Source organism: Luteibacter aegosomatissinici, assembly GCF_023078495.1.
Classification (GTDB): domain Bacteria; phylum Pseudomonadota; class Gammaproteobacteria; order Xanthomonadales; family Rhodanobacteraceae; genus Luteibacter; species Luteibacter aegosomatissinici.
The window spans coordinates 1,183,030-1,195,311 of the sequence record NZ_CP095742.1; the positions used below are offsets into that span (position 1 = coordinate 1,183,030).

At 65.7% G+C, this 12,282-nt stretch carries 13 protein-coding genes; 8 read left to right on the forward strand and 5 right to left on the reverse strand.

The features are described 5' to 3' along the window. Positions 1–55: 55 nt before the first annotated feature. Positions 56–904, forward strand: coding sequence for a DUF1684 domain-containing protein (locus tag L2Y97_RS05280; RefSeq protein WP_247433892.1), 849 nt, complete (start codon positions 56–58; stop codon positions 902–904). A 3-nt stretch (positions 905–907) separates the two neighbouring features. Here the strand turns inward: L2Y97_RS05280 and L2Y97_RS05285 are convergent, their stop codons facing one another. Beyond that, on the reverse strand, positions 908–1,690 hold the full coding sequence (locus L2Y97_RS05285) for an enoyl-CoA hydratase/isomerase family protein (RefSeq protein ID WP_247433895.1): 783 nt from the start codon (positions 1,688–1,690) through the stop codon (positions 908–910). A gap of 146 nt (positions 1,691–1,836) precedes the next feature. Here L2Y97_RS05285 and bamJ point away from each other — a divergent pair, with 146 nt between their 5' ends. From bamJ to L2Y97_RS05300, 4 genes are read left to right on the forward strand one after another with little or no spacing between them, the layout of a single operon-like run. Next, positions 1,837–2,550: a BamJ family beta-barrel-assembly machinery protein gene (bamJ, locus tag L2Y97_RS05290; RefSeq protein ID WP_247433898.1), complete on the forward strand. Its 714-nt coding sequence runs from the start codon at positions 1,837–1,839 to the stop codon at positions 2,548–2,550. A gap of 27 nt (positions 2,551–2,577) precedes the next feature. Further along, positions 2,578–2,769, forward strand: a complete 192-nt coding sequence (locus L2Y97_RS22495; RefSeq protein WP_425492821.1) for a DUF1289 domain-containing protein — start codon at positions 2,578–2,580, stop codon at positions 2,767–2,769. Continuing rightward, complete coding sequence (locus tag L2Y97_RS05295) at positions 2,769–3,377, forward strand: CoA pyrophosphatase (RefSeq protein ID WP_425492822.1); 609 nt, start codon at positions 2,769–2,771, stop codon at positions 3,375–3,377. Before L2Y97_RS22495 ends, L2Y97_RS05295 begins: the two co-directional genes overlap by 1 nt. Continuing rightward, a complete protein-coding gene (locus L2Y97_RS05300) occupies positions 3,371–4,237 on the forward strand; it encodes a sulfurtransferase (RefSeq protein ID WP_247433901.1) in 867 nt (288 codons plus the stop codon). The genes L2Y97_RS05295 and L2Y97_RS05300 overlap by 7 nt, the downstream gene beginning before the upstream one ends. 16 nt (positions 4,238–4,253) lie before the next feature. Here L2Y97_RS05300 and L2Y97_RS05305 read toward each other — a convergent pair whose 3' ends face one another. Then, positions 4,254–5,285, reverse strand: coding sequence for an oxidoreductase (locus L2Y97_RS05305; protein WP_247433904.1), 1,032 nt, complete (start codon positions 5,283–5,285; stop codon positions 4,254–4,256). 96 nt (positions 5,286–5,381) lie between these two features. Here L2Y97_RS05305 and L2Y97_RS05310 point away from each other — a divergent pair, with 96 nt between their 5' ends. Both L2Y97_RS05310 and L2Y97_RS05315 read left to right on the forward strand, forming a co-directional pair. Next, entirely contained in the window at positions 5,382–6,941 is a 1,560-nt protein-coding gene (locus tag L2Y97_RS05310; RefSeq protein ID WP_247433906.1) for a POT-type proton-dependent oligopeptide transporter, read from the forward strand. A gap of 56 nt (positions 6,942–6,997) precedes the next feature. Further along, positions 6,998–7,804: an SDR family oxidoreductase gene (locus tag L2Y97_RS05315; RefSeq protein ID WP_247433909.1), complete on the forward strand. Its 807-nt coding sequence runs from the start codon at positions 6,998–7,000 to the stop codon at positions 7,802–7,804. A 56-nt stretch (positions 7,805–7,860) separates the two neighbouring features. Here L2Y97_RS05315 and L2Y97_RS05320 read toward each other — a convergent pair whose 3' ends face one another. The 3 genes from L2Y97_RS05320 to L2Y97_RS05330 are packed head-to-tail and all read right to left on the reverse strand — an operon-like array spanning position 7,861 to position 10,438. Beyond that, the gene (locus L2Y97_RS05320) at positions 7,861–8,673 is read right to left on the reverse strand and encodes a metallophosphoesterase family protein (protein ID WP_247433912.1); all 813 of its coding nucleotides are present in this window, start codon (positions 8,671–8,673) and stop codon (positions 7,861–7,863) included. After that, a complete protein-coding gene (locus L2Y97_RS05325) occupies positions 8,670–9,617 on the reverse strand; it encodes a diacylglycerol/lipid kinase family protein (protein ID WP_247433914.1) in 948 nt (315 codons plus the stop codon). Before L2Y97_RS05325 ends, L2Y97_RS05320 begins: the two co-directional genes overlap by 4 nt. Before the next feature lie 41 nt (positions 9,618–9,658). Beyond that, entirely contained in the window at positions 9,659–10,438 is a 780-nt protein-coding gene (locus tag L2Y97_RS05330; RefSeq protein ID WP_247433917.1) for a phosphatase PAP2 family protein, read from the reverse strand. Between the two features lie 154 nt (positions 10,439–10,592). Here L2Y97_RS05330 and L2Y97_RS05335 point away from each other — a divergent pair, with 154 nt between their 5' ends. Next, positions 10,593–12,221, forward strand: coding sequence for an alpha/beta hydrolase (locus tag L2Y97_RS05335; RefSeq protein ID WP_247433920.1), 1,629 nt, complete (start codon positions 10,593–10,595; stop codon positions 12,219–12,221). The last annotated feature ends 61 nt before the right edge of the window (positions 12,222–12,282 follow it).

The window sequence follows — 12,282 nt, forward strand, 5'->3', positions numbered from 1 at the left end:
TAGGAGACTTGAGGTCGTTATGATCCGCACATTAGCCCTTGCCACCGTATTCGCCATGACCACGACCCAAGTCCCCGCTGCTGAATCCTTGACGGCCTCGGTCGAGAAAGCCCGCGCCGCACGCCTCGCAGCCCTCACCGCCCCGGATGGCTGGCTGAGCCTCATTGGCCTGGAATGGTTGCAGCCCGGTGCCAACCGCATCGGCAGCGCCGCGGATAACGACATCGTGCTGAAGGCCGGCCCCGCCCACCTTGGCACCATAACGCTGGACGATACCGGCAACGCGACGATCGAGCTGGCAAAGAACAGCGGGGCGCTGGTCGATGGCCGTGAGGTGGAACGCGCCACGCTGGTCGACGATTCCCCGGGCCACAAGCCCACGGAAGTGCGTTTCGGCTCCGCCCAGTTCTTCGTGATCGCTCGCGATGGGCGCAAGGCGCTACGCGTGAAGGACGAGAACGCGGAAACGCGCACGCACTTCCTCGGCCTGGATTACTTCGCGATCGATCCGTCGTGGCGTGTCGTCGCCGACTGGGTGCCGTTCGATCCCCCGCACGAACTGGAGATCGGTTCGGTGTTGGGCACGATCGACAAGGAGAAGGTGCCGGGCAAGGCGGTATTTACCCGCGACGGCCAGACCTTCGAGCTCTATCCGATCCAGGAAGAGCCGAACTCGCTGTTCTTCGTGTTTGCCGATCGCACCAGCGGCAAGGAGACCTACGGCGCCGCACGCTTCCTCGATACGCCGCTGGCGAAGGATGGCAAGCTGGTGCTCGATTTCAACGAAGCCCGCAACCCGCCGTGCGCGTTCACGCCGTATGCGACCTGCCCGCTGGCGCCGCCGGAAAACCGGCTGGATGTGCGCATTACAGCGGGCGAAAAGAATTACCGCGGGCATCCCTGACGCTTAGCGCCCCTTGAACGCCGCCTTGCGGCGCTCGAGGAACGCCGATGTCCCCTCGCGCATATCCTCGGTCGAGAACGCAATGGCAAAGCCCTGCGTTTCAAACGCCAGGCCTTGATCGATGGCACACTCGCCACCCTCGATCACCGCCTCCAGGATGCCCTTCAGCGCGAGCGGTGCGGCAGCGGCCAGCTGATCGGCCATGGCATCGACCGCGGTATCCAGTTCATCGGCGGGCACCACGCGGGTGACAATGCCCAGGCGCTCGGCCCGTGCCGCGTCGATCTGCTGGCCCAGCAGGCACAACTCCAGCGCGACGCCGCGACCGGTAAGGCGCGTGAGGCGCTGCGTGCCACCGAAGCCCGGGATGAGGCCCAGGCCGATCTCCGGCTGGCCGAACTTCGCCTTCTCGCTCGCCACGCGCAGGTGGCAGGCCATGGCCAGTTCCATGCCACCACCGAGGGCGAAGCCCTGGATCCTCGCGATGACGGGCTTGCCCAGGCGCTCGATCGACGACATCAGTTCCTGGCCTGCGCGCGAGGCGGCCTGCGCCTGGACGGGTGACCATGCGGTCATCTCGGAGATGTCGGCGCCCGCCACGAACGCCTTCTCGCCTGCGCCCGCCAGCACCACCACGCGCACCGCATCGTCCTGCTGGGCCTGGCGGAACGCCAGGGACAGCTCACCGATCGTCTCGCGGTTGAGGGCGTTGAGCTTTTCGGGACGGTTGATGGTGATGGTGCGGACGGCGCCACGATCGGCGGTAGCGAGGGTGCGGAAGGCCATGGTGAATTCCGGCGTGGGGGGAAACCGCGGATGGTAGCAGGGGAACTCTTGCCCCCCGAATGGCGTCTTACCCCTAACGGGCACCGGGCCGCGCCAATGGACTATCCTCCACGCGTGCCCGGGGATCCGGGTCCACGGAGATTGGGATGTCACCCTCGCGTCTGTTTGTCATCGCCATGGGCTTGTGCTGCGGCACGGCCATTGCCCAGTCTGCGCCCCCGGCGCCGGCCTCGGGTGCGCCGGCGATCGACAAGACCAAGCTTTCTTACGCCATTGGCTACCAGATCGGTACCCAGTTCGCGAACAGCGCCCAGCCCGACGTGGATATCGCCATCCTGGTGAAAGCATTGCAGGACGGTTATGCCAAGCGCGCGCCAGGCGTTCCCATCGATGTCATGCAACAGCAGCTGGTGAATTTCGACGCCAAGGTGCAGCGTGATTCCATGGTGGAGTTCCGCCGCGTGGCCAATGCCAATGCGCAGCGCAGCACGGATTTCCTCGCGAAGAACAAGGTCAAGCCTGGCGTGGTCACGTTGCCCTCGGGCATCCAGTACAACGTGCTGGCCAAGGGGCGCGGTCCGCAGGCCCAGGTCACCAGCACGGTCGTGGTCAATTACCGCGGTGCACTGATCGACGGCACGGAATTCGACAGCTCCTACGCGCACGGCAAGCCCGTCACGTTTACCGTCAACCGCGTGATCCCCGGTTGGCAGGATGTGATCCCGCGCATGCACGTGGGCGATAAATGGAAGGTCGTGATTCCGCCGCAGCTGGCCTATGGCGAGCGCGGTGAGTTGCCGCGTATCGGCCCCAACGAAGCCCTCGTGTTCGAGATCGAACTGGTCGACATCCGCCAGTAGGCCGCTCGCGCTAGAATGGCCGCCGATATGGCCATGCTTCCCCCGCCGCCCACCAGCCTGCCCCTGACGCCCTGCACCGGTGTGTGCCGGCTGGATGCGCGCGGCCTGTGCGAGGGCTGCCTGCGCACGGGCGGTGAGATCGCCGCGTGGCGCACGCTCAGCGATGAGCAGAAGCTGTGGATCATGGACGAGGTGCTACCGCACCGGCAGGCGGGCTGATGGACGAGCTTCTGGCGCGCTTGCACGGTGCGTTGCTTCCGCTGGAAGCGCCCCCGGGCCCGCACGGCTGGAATCACGATGACATGGTGCGCCTGATCGGCGATGTACCCCGGCGGCGCGCCGCGGTGCTGATTGGCATTCGTGATGATCGCGAGCAGAACGTGCTGTTTACGCTGCGTACCGATACCTTGCAGCAACACGCCGGGCAGGTGGCCTTCCCGGGTGGGCGCGTCGAGGCCGAGGATGCCGATGTGATCGCCACGGCCTTGCGCGAAAGCCGCGAAGAAATCGGGCTGGAAGAGCGCTTCGTCACCCCGCTGGGTTACCTGGAGGCCATGGAAACCATCAGCGGTTTCAGCGTGACGCCGGTGGTCGCGCGCATCGCGGCGGATGCGCCGCTGAAGCCGGATCCCGGTGAGGTGGCGGAGGTCTTTGAAGTGCCGTTCGCCTTCTTCACCGATCCGGCGAACCTGCGCCGCTACCGGATGGATTTCCGCGGGCATAACCGCGAGATGGTCGAGTTCCTGCACGCGGGCTACCGCATCTGGGGTGCCACCGCGGCCATGCTGTTCAACCTGCTTAAGCGAATGGGCCACCAGCCATGTTGATTTCGCGCACCCTGATTGATGCGGCGACGGCCGCGAACCTCCCACCCGATGAAGTGCTCTTCGTCGATTGCCGCTTTGATCTCGTGGATGCCGCGAAGGGCGACCGCGACTACGCCGAGTCGCACATCCCGGGCGCCGTACGCGCTGACCTGGATCGCGAACTGGCCGATATGCCGACGCCGACGCCCGTGGATGAACGCGGGCGCCATCCGCTGCCGGACCGCGATGCATTCGAGGCCTTCCTGTCGCGCATCGGCTGGCGCCCCGATGTGCAGGTCGTTGCCTACGATGGCGCCGGTGGTGCGCTGGCCGCCGCACGATTCTGGTGGCTCGCGCGGCTGGCAGGGCTCGATAACGTCGCCGTGCTGGATGGCGGCTGGCCCGCGTGGATCGCGGCGAAATTGCCGGTGGATAGCGTCGTGCCCACGCGTGCGCCAACCAGCGTGGAGCTCCGCTTTGACCCGGCCGGGACCGCAACAGTGGACGAACTGACCACCGGGCTCGCCAGTGGCCGCATCGTGCTGCTCGATGCGCGCGCGACGCCGCGTTACCGCGGCGAGGTCGAACCGCTCGATCCGGTCGCGGGCCACGTGCCGGGCGCCCGCAACCGGCCCTTCGCCGATAACCTCGATGGCCACGGCTTCTTCCGCCGGCCGGAAGAGCTGCACAAGGCCTTCGAAGCGATCATCGGCCCGCATAAGGCGGACGAGGTGGTGCACATGTGCGGCTCCGGTGTTACCGCATGCCACAACCTGCTGGCCATGGAATACGCCGGGCTATGCGGCTCACGCCTGTTCGCACCCTCGTGGTCCGGGTGGGTGGCCGATCAGTCACGCGCGGTTGCCACCGGGGATCATTGAGCCGGCGTCATCTCGATCAGAGCGAAACGGTCCGGCGGTCGCGCGCTGAAATCTGCGCCGCTTCAATCACGCGAATCACATCACGCGCCTCATGCGCAAGCACGGGCAATTCCTGCTCCCCGCGAATCGCCGCTGCCACGCCGTCGTAATACGCCGTGTAACGTCCGGGCAGCGTATCGATCGTGGTAGTCGTCCCGTCGGCATCGGTAAAGCGCCCGAACAACGCGGGATCATCCTCGCCCCAGCCGGGGCCGCCCGGTCGCTTGCCTTCGCGTAGCGCGGCTTCCTGGCCATCGATACCGTACTTCACGAAGCTGCCGCCATCGCCGTGCACGAGGTAGCGCGGGCCAGGATCGCGCACCAGCACCGAGGCGTGCAGCACGGCGCGGCGGTGGCCGTAATCGAGCACGACGTGGAAGTAATCATCCACTTTGGCGGCGGCGCGCTGGCGGGTGACATCGGCCGTGACGGCACGCGGTATCCCGAACAGCACCAGGGCCTGGTCGATTAGGTGGGCGCCCAGATCATAGAGAAGGCCTGAACCCGGTACCTCGGTTTCCCGCCAGCCTTGCTTGATCTCCGGGCGGAAACGATCGAAGTGCGCCTCGAAATAGACCACGTCACCCAGCCGGCCATCCTCGACAAGGCGGCGCACGGTCAGGAAATCGTTATCCCAGCGGCGGTTCTGGAACACCGAGATCAACCGGCGCTTCTCGGCGGCCAGGGCGATGAGCGCTTCGGCTTCCGCCGCATTGAGGGTGAATGGTTTGTCCACCACCACGTGCTTGCCCGCGTCGAGCGCCGCGCGGGCGAGGGCTGCGTGCGTATCGTTGGGTGAGGCGATGACGACCAGCTCGATCGTGGGGTCGCTGATCAAATCTTGAGGATTTTCGTACGCCCGTGCCTCCGGGAAGTCACGGGAAATCTCGTCGACACGACGGCTGCCGATCGCCGCCAGGCGGAGGCCTTCCGCGGCCGCGATAAGCGGCGCATGGAAGAAAGCGCCTGCCGTGCCGTAGCCAATGAGACCGGTGGGGATGGGGTGCATGGTCGCTCCGGGCGTGGTCAGGCCCCAAGGGTAACGCGGCCGGCCTCAGTGTTTCGTTTAGGATCCTGCCCTTTGTGGCCATCGCCCGGTAAGTCCATGAGTGCTCTGGAAATCGAAGCCGCCCCCCGGGCACGCCTGCCCCGCCAGGTGCCTTTCATCATCGGTAACGAGGGCTGCGAGCGCTTCAGCTTCTACGGGATGCGCAACATCCTCACGCCCTTCCTGGTGACCTCGCTCCTGCTTTACCTGCCCGAAGCGGCCCGGGCGGGAGCGGCGAAGGATGTGTTCCATGCCTTCGTGATCGGCGTGTACTTCTTCCCGCTGCTGGGCGGCTGGCTGGCCGACCGGTTCCTTGGCAAATACCGCACCGTGCTGTGGCTGAGCCTGGTGTACTGCGTGGGCCACCTCTACCTGGCCCTGTTTGAGCACAGCGTGGCGGGCTTCTACACGGGGCTGGGCCTTATCGCGTTAGGCGCGGGTGGCATCAAGCCCTGCGTCGCCGCGTTCGTGGGTGACCAGTTCGATGAGAGCAACCGCCAGCTCGCGAAGGTGGTGTTCGATGCCTTCTACTGGATCATCAACGTTGGCTCGTTCCTCGCCTCGCTGCTGATGCCGTTTTTCCTGCGCGAGTACGGCGCGAAGGTCGCGTTCGGCCTGCCTGGCGTGCTCATGTTCATCGCTACGATCGTGTTCTGGATGGGCCGCAAGCACTACGTGATGCTGCCACCTACGCGCCATGATCCCCATGGGTTCGCGCAAGTCGTGAAGAGCGCCTTGCTTGCGCACGCGCCGGGACAGGGCCGCCCGGGGCTGATCGTCGCGGCCGCGTCGGTCGCGCTGGCGCTGGCCTCGCTGGCGCTCATGCCCACGCTCGGTATCGTTGCCACGCTATGCGTCGCACTGGTGCTGCTGCTGGCAGGCATGGTCATCGGTACCCGGCTCCAGCTGGAGCGAGTACGCGGCATGCACCCTGCCGAAGCGATCGATGGCGTGGCTGTCGTGCTCCGTGTGCTGGTGGTGTTTGCACTGGTCACGCCGTTCTGGTCGTTGTTCGATCAGAAGGCCTCGACATGGGTACTACAGGCCAACGCCATGCAGGCGCCCTCGTGGCTGCATCCCGCGCAGATGCAGGCGGTGAACCCTGCGCTGGTGTTGTTGCTGATCCCGTTCAACAACCTCGTGCTGTATCCGCTGTTGCGCCGGCTCGGCATCGAGCCCACCGCGCTGCGGCGGATGACTGCGGGCATCGTGTTCTCGGCCATCGCATGGGTCGTGGTCGGTGCATTGCAGCTCGCGCTGGATGGCGGTAGCCCCGTGCATATCGCATGGCAAATCCTCCCGTACGTATTCCTCACGATGGGCGAGGTGCTGGTCTCTGCCACGGGCCTGGAATTCGCCTATAGCCAGGCACCACCATCGATGAAGGGGACGCTCATGAGCTTCTGGACCCTCAGCGTGACCGTCGGCAATCTCTGGGTGCTGCTGGCCAACGCGGGTGTGCGCAACGATGCGGTACTGGCGGGCATTGCCCACACGGGCATGGGCGCGACCGCCTTCCAGATGTTCTTCTTCGCCGCGTTCGCCGGCATCGCGGCCCTGGCGTTTGGCCTGTATGCGCGTCGCTACCCGGTCGTGGATTACTACCGCTCGACGTAACGTGCATGTGGCTGCCGGTATAGAGTGCACGTCGTCCCCTTGTCCGGAGCCATGCCATGGTCGATCCCACGCACGCCGCCCCGTTGCCCGTTGCAGGCGCCAGTGAATGGCCCGGCAAGGTTGTCCTGGTCACCGGTGGTGCGCAGGGCGTGGGCAAGGGCATTGCCCAGGCGGTGCTGGCGGCGGGCGGCCGCGTGGTGATCGGCGACCTGGATGCCGAAGCCGGCGCCGCGTGCCTGAAGGAATGGAACGTGCGTGACCGCGCCGCATTCCTGGCCCTGGATGTCTCGAAGGAAGCGAGCGTGAAGCGTTTCGTCGCTGGCGCGTTGCGCCGCTTCGGCCGCATCGACGGGCTGGTGAACAACGCGGGCATCGCCGATCCGCACAACAAGCCCATCGAAGCGATGGATTGGGCGGACTGGAAGCACCGCATCGAGACCAATCTCGGCGGCGTGTTCCTTTGCTGCAAGCACGCGCTGCCGGCGTTGACGAAAGCCAACGGGGCCATTGTCAATATCGCCTCGACCCGCGCGCACCAGTCGGAACCCCACAGTGAAGCCTATGCGGCAAGCAAGGGCGGCATGCTCGCCTTTACCCATGCGCTGGCGATAAGTGCCGGGCCCGTACGGGTGAATGCCATCAACCCAGGCTGGATCGTGGTGGATGACTGGAAGAAGCCATCGCTACGGAAGAAGCCGAAGCTCTCCGCCACCGATCACGCGCAGCACCCGGTCGGGCGCGCCGGCGTGCCACCGGATATCGGCGCGCTCGCCGTCTTCCTGCTGTCGTCGCAGGCCGGGTTCATCACCGGTGAAAATTTCACGGTGGATGGCGGCATCTCGAGAAAAATGCAGTACGTGTAGGAGCGCTTGCGCGCGATGGGTGCTTGCGAGAACCCCTATCGCGCGCAAGCGCGCCCCTACAGGTGTCGATCCAGGGGAATGGTGGTCATGGGGCCGGGCTTGAACGCCAGGGCACCTTCATCGAAATCCCATTGCTCGACGACGCATGCGGCCCTGTCCGCCGCCGCATCGTGGCGGATCACGTGCACGGAATTGCTGATGCCCTCGCGGATGCGCGTTGACGTAGCCGTGCCTGCCTGTACCGACCACAGCTCACGCGCCAACTGGCGCGTGCCATTGTTAAGCGGCCGCACGTAGGGCAGGTGGATATGCCCGCCGAGCACAAGGTCGGCACCGGCGGCGGCCCACGCTTTGATGGCGGCCTCGTGGTTGATCAGCAGGTTGGCGATGTCCTTTTCGCGGATCACATGCACCGGCTGGTGCGTGACCACGATGCGCAACTGCCCCGCATCAGCGGAGCGAAGGCGCGCGGACACGCGTTCGATCTGCGCACCGGACACCTCGCCGTTCTTGTGCCGGCGTGCGCGCACGGTGTTCACGCCGATCACGAGCGCATCCGCGTTGGCGTGAACCGGCTCAAGGTCGTTGCCGAACACCCGCCGATAGCCAGCAAAGGGATTGAAGACGCGCGCGAACACATTGAGCAGCGGCACATCGTGGTTGCCCGGTATGGCTAGCGTGGGGCGGTCGTAGCTGGCGATGAAGCGGTGCGCGGCATCGAATTGCGCTCGTCGGGCACGTTGCGTTACATCGCCGGAAAGGATCACCAGATCGGGCGCCATCGACGTGATCAGTGTATTAAGCGCGGCCACGACATCGGGCCGCTCCGTGCCGAAGTGCGGATCCGAGATCTGGATGAGCAGGCTCAACCCGGGTCCTCCCCGGGCTGGCGCGATCCCTCGGTGATCAGCACCAGGGGGCGCGGTGCGGAACGAAAGACGATCGGCGGATCGAGCTGGATAATCTCGCCATCGACGGCCACCTTGAAGGGCTCGCGGCGATGCTTTGGCGTCACCGTGATCTCGCGGAACGGAAAACTGACCGCGTTCTCGGCATCACCGAGCTTACCCAACGCACCGCGCAGGATCAGCCCGAGCATGGTCAGTTTACCGATGGGCTTCAGTACCAGGCCTGCCAGCGTGCCATCGTTACGGAACACGTCGGCCGCCTCGGGCAGGCCGATCTTTTCCAGCTGCAACGCGTTGTTCCCGACAAATAACGTGGGCGTGCGCACATGGCGCGTGCGCGAGCCATCGCTCACTTCGATGCGCAGCGAGCGGTAACCGCGCATCATCGTGGCAAGCCCGGACCACAGCGCCACCAGCCGGTGGCGGCCAAAGCGCTGCTTCCAGGCTTCGCGATCCTCGAGCACCTGCGGGTACAGCCCGAGACTGCCATTCACCAGGAACAGCCGGTCATTTACCATGCCCACCTGCACATTGCGCGGGGTGCCTCGTAGCAACCCCTCGGTGGCCTCGCGCGGATCGGCGGGAATGTTGTGGGTGCGGCCGAAGAAATTGAACGTACCTTGCGGCAGCACGCCCATGGGCAACTGTTCGCGCCATGCCGAACCGGCCACGCCGTTGATGGTGCCGTCGCCACCCGATGCCACCAATGCGCCGCCTTGCTGCTTCGCGTGCGCGGTCGCCCTGGCGATCACGTCGTCGATCGGGTTGTCATCGTCAATCAGGAAGAACTGGTGCGGTCGGCGCGCGGCTTCGAGCGTGCCGCGGATCACCTCGCGCGCGGCGTCGCTATCGCCACGGCCTGAGCCGGCATTCATCACGATCGACAGGGGTAGGTCGTTGGGCATGGCGCCAACGACAGCATTGACCACGTGTTGATCGCATGAAATTACCGGGCGGCAGCGCGGCCATCGCGTAGCCTGAAGTACTCGGCGCCGCCGACGCATAGCGTGAGCCATGCCAGGCCGGTGGCGTAGCCCGCCATCACATCGCTGAAATAATGCACCTGGAGCAGGATGCGGCTGATCCCGACCAGTGTGATCACGGCAACCGCGGCGACGACAATGGGACGGTGCAGGCGCGGCGGGCATACCACCAGCAGCACGTAGGCGAGCATGCCGTAGAACACCATGGAGCCAGAGGCATGGCCACTCGGGAAGCTATAGCTGCGCTCCACCACGAAGCCGTGATCGTGCAACGGGCGCTCGCGCTGGAACCACCCCTTCAGCGCGGTGTTGATGAGTACCGTGCCGGCCAGCGTGAATAGCCACGTCATGGCCAGGCGCCCATGGCGGCGAAGGGCAAGCGCCACGGCGACGATGACCGAGACGATGGCGAGCACGGTGGAATTGCCCAGTTGAGTGAGCCACGCGATCGCGCGCAGGACGGGAACGGGCAGGTTGGCGCGCAGGTCGCTGGCCAGCGATGCATCGAACACGGTCAGCCCCGCCTGCTCGCGTACTTCCACGGCGATCACCGTGGCGATGACCAGCATGGCGACGAAGACGGCCGTCGCCGTCATGGGCCGCAGGAAGCTCCGCGCCGCGGGGTCCAGGCCCTCGCGCCGCTGTACCGCACGGCGCCAGGTCACGTCGGCACCCAGCAGCGCTGCGGCGAGCAATACGCCCCATATCGAGAGCGCGTGGCGGCTGATCCAATCGGCATCCATGGGGGCAGGGTCCCTCGGTGGTGGCGGTGGGCCCATGTTGCCACGGGATGACACGCCGGCTGGCGGGGCATGCCATCCGGCATTTCCTCACCATGGGGGCCCGTGGCAGGATCGAACCCGTCGCCGCGTCGCGGCTGGAAGAGGGGAACCCTTGATGAAGCACACGCCCGTTCGCGCCGCCTTCGCGCTGGCGCTCCTCGCCTGCGGCGCTGCCGCCCATGCGGATAGTGCGCCGCTTGCACACCGTATCGTCCGTGTCAGCCTGGATGGCGCGACCGATAAGGGCACTTCGGGTCGCCTGCTCATCTTTGCCGCGCCGGCCGACAAAGCCAAGGCGGCCGCGAAGGATGGCAAGGTCGAGGCCGTCGATACCAACCCCTTCCAGCCCAAGGCGGTGTCCGTCGCCGGGCGTGAAGTGACCTGGATCGCACCGGGCCAGTCGGTCGATGTCGATGCGGATGGCGAGGCGTTCCCTTCGGGGTTCTCCAGCTTGCCGCCCGGCGACTACCTGTTCCAGGCCGTGCTGGATGTGGGCCACGATTACAACTACAGCGGCCGCAAGGGCGGTGACCTGATCAGCGACGTCACGCCAGTGAAGATCACCGCGGGCGGGAGCATTCCGACGCTGAAGCTGAGCAAGGTCGTGCCCGAGCGCGATGTATGGCAGCTGCCGCCTTCGGCACCCCAGGCCGTGCGCGATGCACTGCCGGAGGCGCGCAAGCACGCCCACGCCGAGATACTGGAAAGCAAGGCGCTTACCGCGTTCGCGGGCCGCCCGCTATCGATTCGCGCCTGGGTGGTCACGCCGCCGGGCTACGAACAGGGCAATGCGAAATACCCGGTGGTGTACCTCACCCACGGGTTTAGCGGCGGCTTCGATCGCTTCGCCGGCACGATCGCGACGCTTTGGGATGCCATGTCAAAGAACCAGATGCCACCCATGATCTGGGTGCTGCTGGATGAGTCGGGCCCGACAGGCACCCACGAATTCGCCGATTCGGTAAACAACGGCCCGTGGGGCCTGGCGCTCACCACGGAGTACATCCCGTGGCTGGAAACCCGTTACCGCATGGACGGCAAAACCAGCGGCCGTTTCCTGAACGGCCACTCGTCGGGCGGTTGGGCCACGCTGTGGCTGCAGACCCGTTACCCGAAGATCTTTGGTGGCACGTGGTCGACTTCGCCGGATCCCAGCGATTTCCACGACTTCACCGGCATCGACCTGTACGCGCCGAACGCCAACGCCTACAAGCATGCGGATGGCACCGATATCCCGTTGGTGCGCGACAAGGGCGAGGTGATATCCACGTTCGAAACGTTCGCCCGCCTGGAGCGCGTGCTCGGTGCCTACGGCGGCCAGCTGGCCTCGTTTGAGTGGGTGTTCTCGCCACGCGGTGCGGATGGCCGCCCCATGCAAATGTTCAACCGCGACACGGGTGCGGTGGATGCGAACGTCGTGGCCTACTGGCGCGACCATTACGACATCGCCCAGCGCCTGCGCACGCAGTGGCCCACGCTGAAGCCGGACCTCGATGGGAAGATCCACCTGATCGTGGGTACCGCCGATACGTTCTACCTCGACGGTTCTGCGAAATTACTCAAAGACACGCTGGATAAGCTGGAAGCGAAGAGCGATATCGAGTTCCTGCCCGGCAAGACGCATTTCGACCTGTACACGGAAGGCGACGACCGCCAGGCATTGCTGAAAAAGATCGCCTGGGAGATGTATGAAACGGCGCGGCCGGGGCAGGGCAAGCCGCAGGGGCGCTTGCCGGCACATTGATCCACCCTACGACCAACGTAGCAGCGCCCACCGGGCCCCAGTCGTTTACCCTCGGGTAACC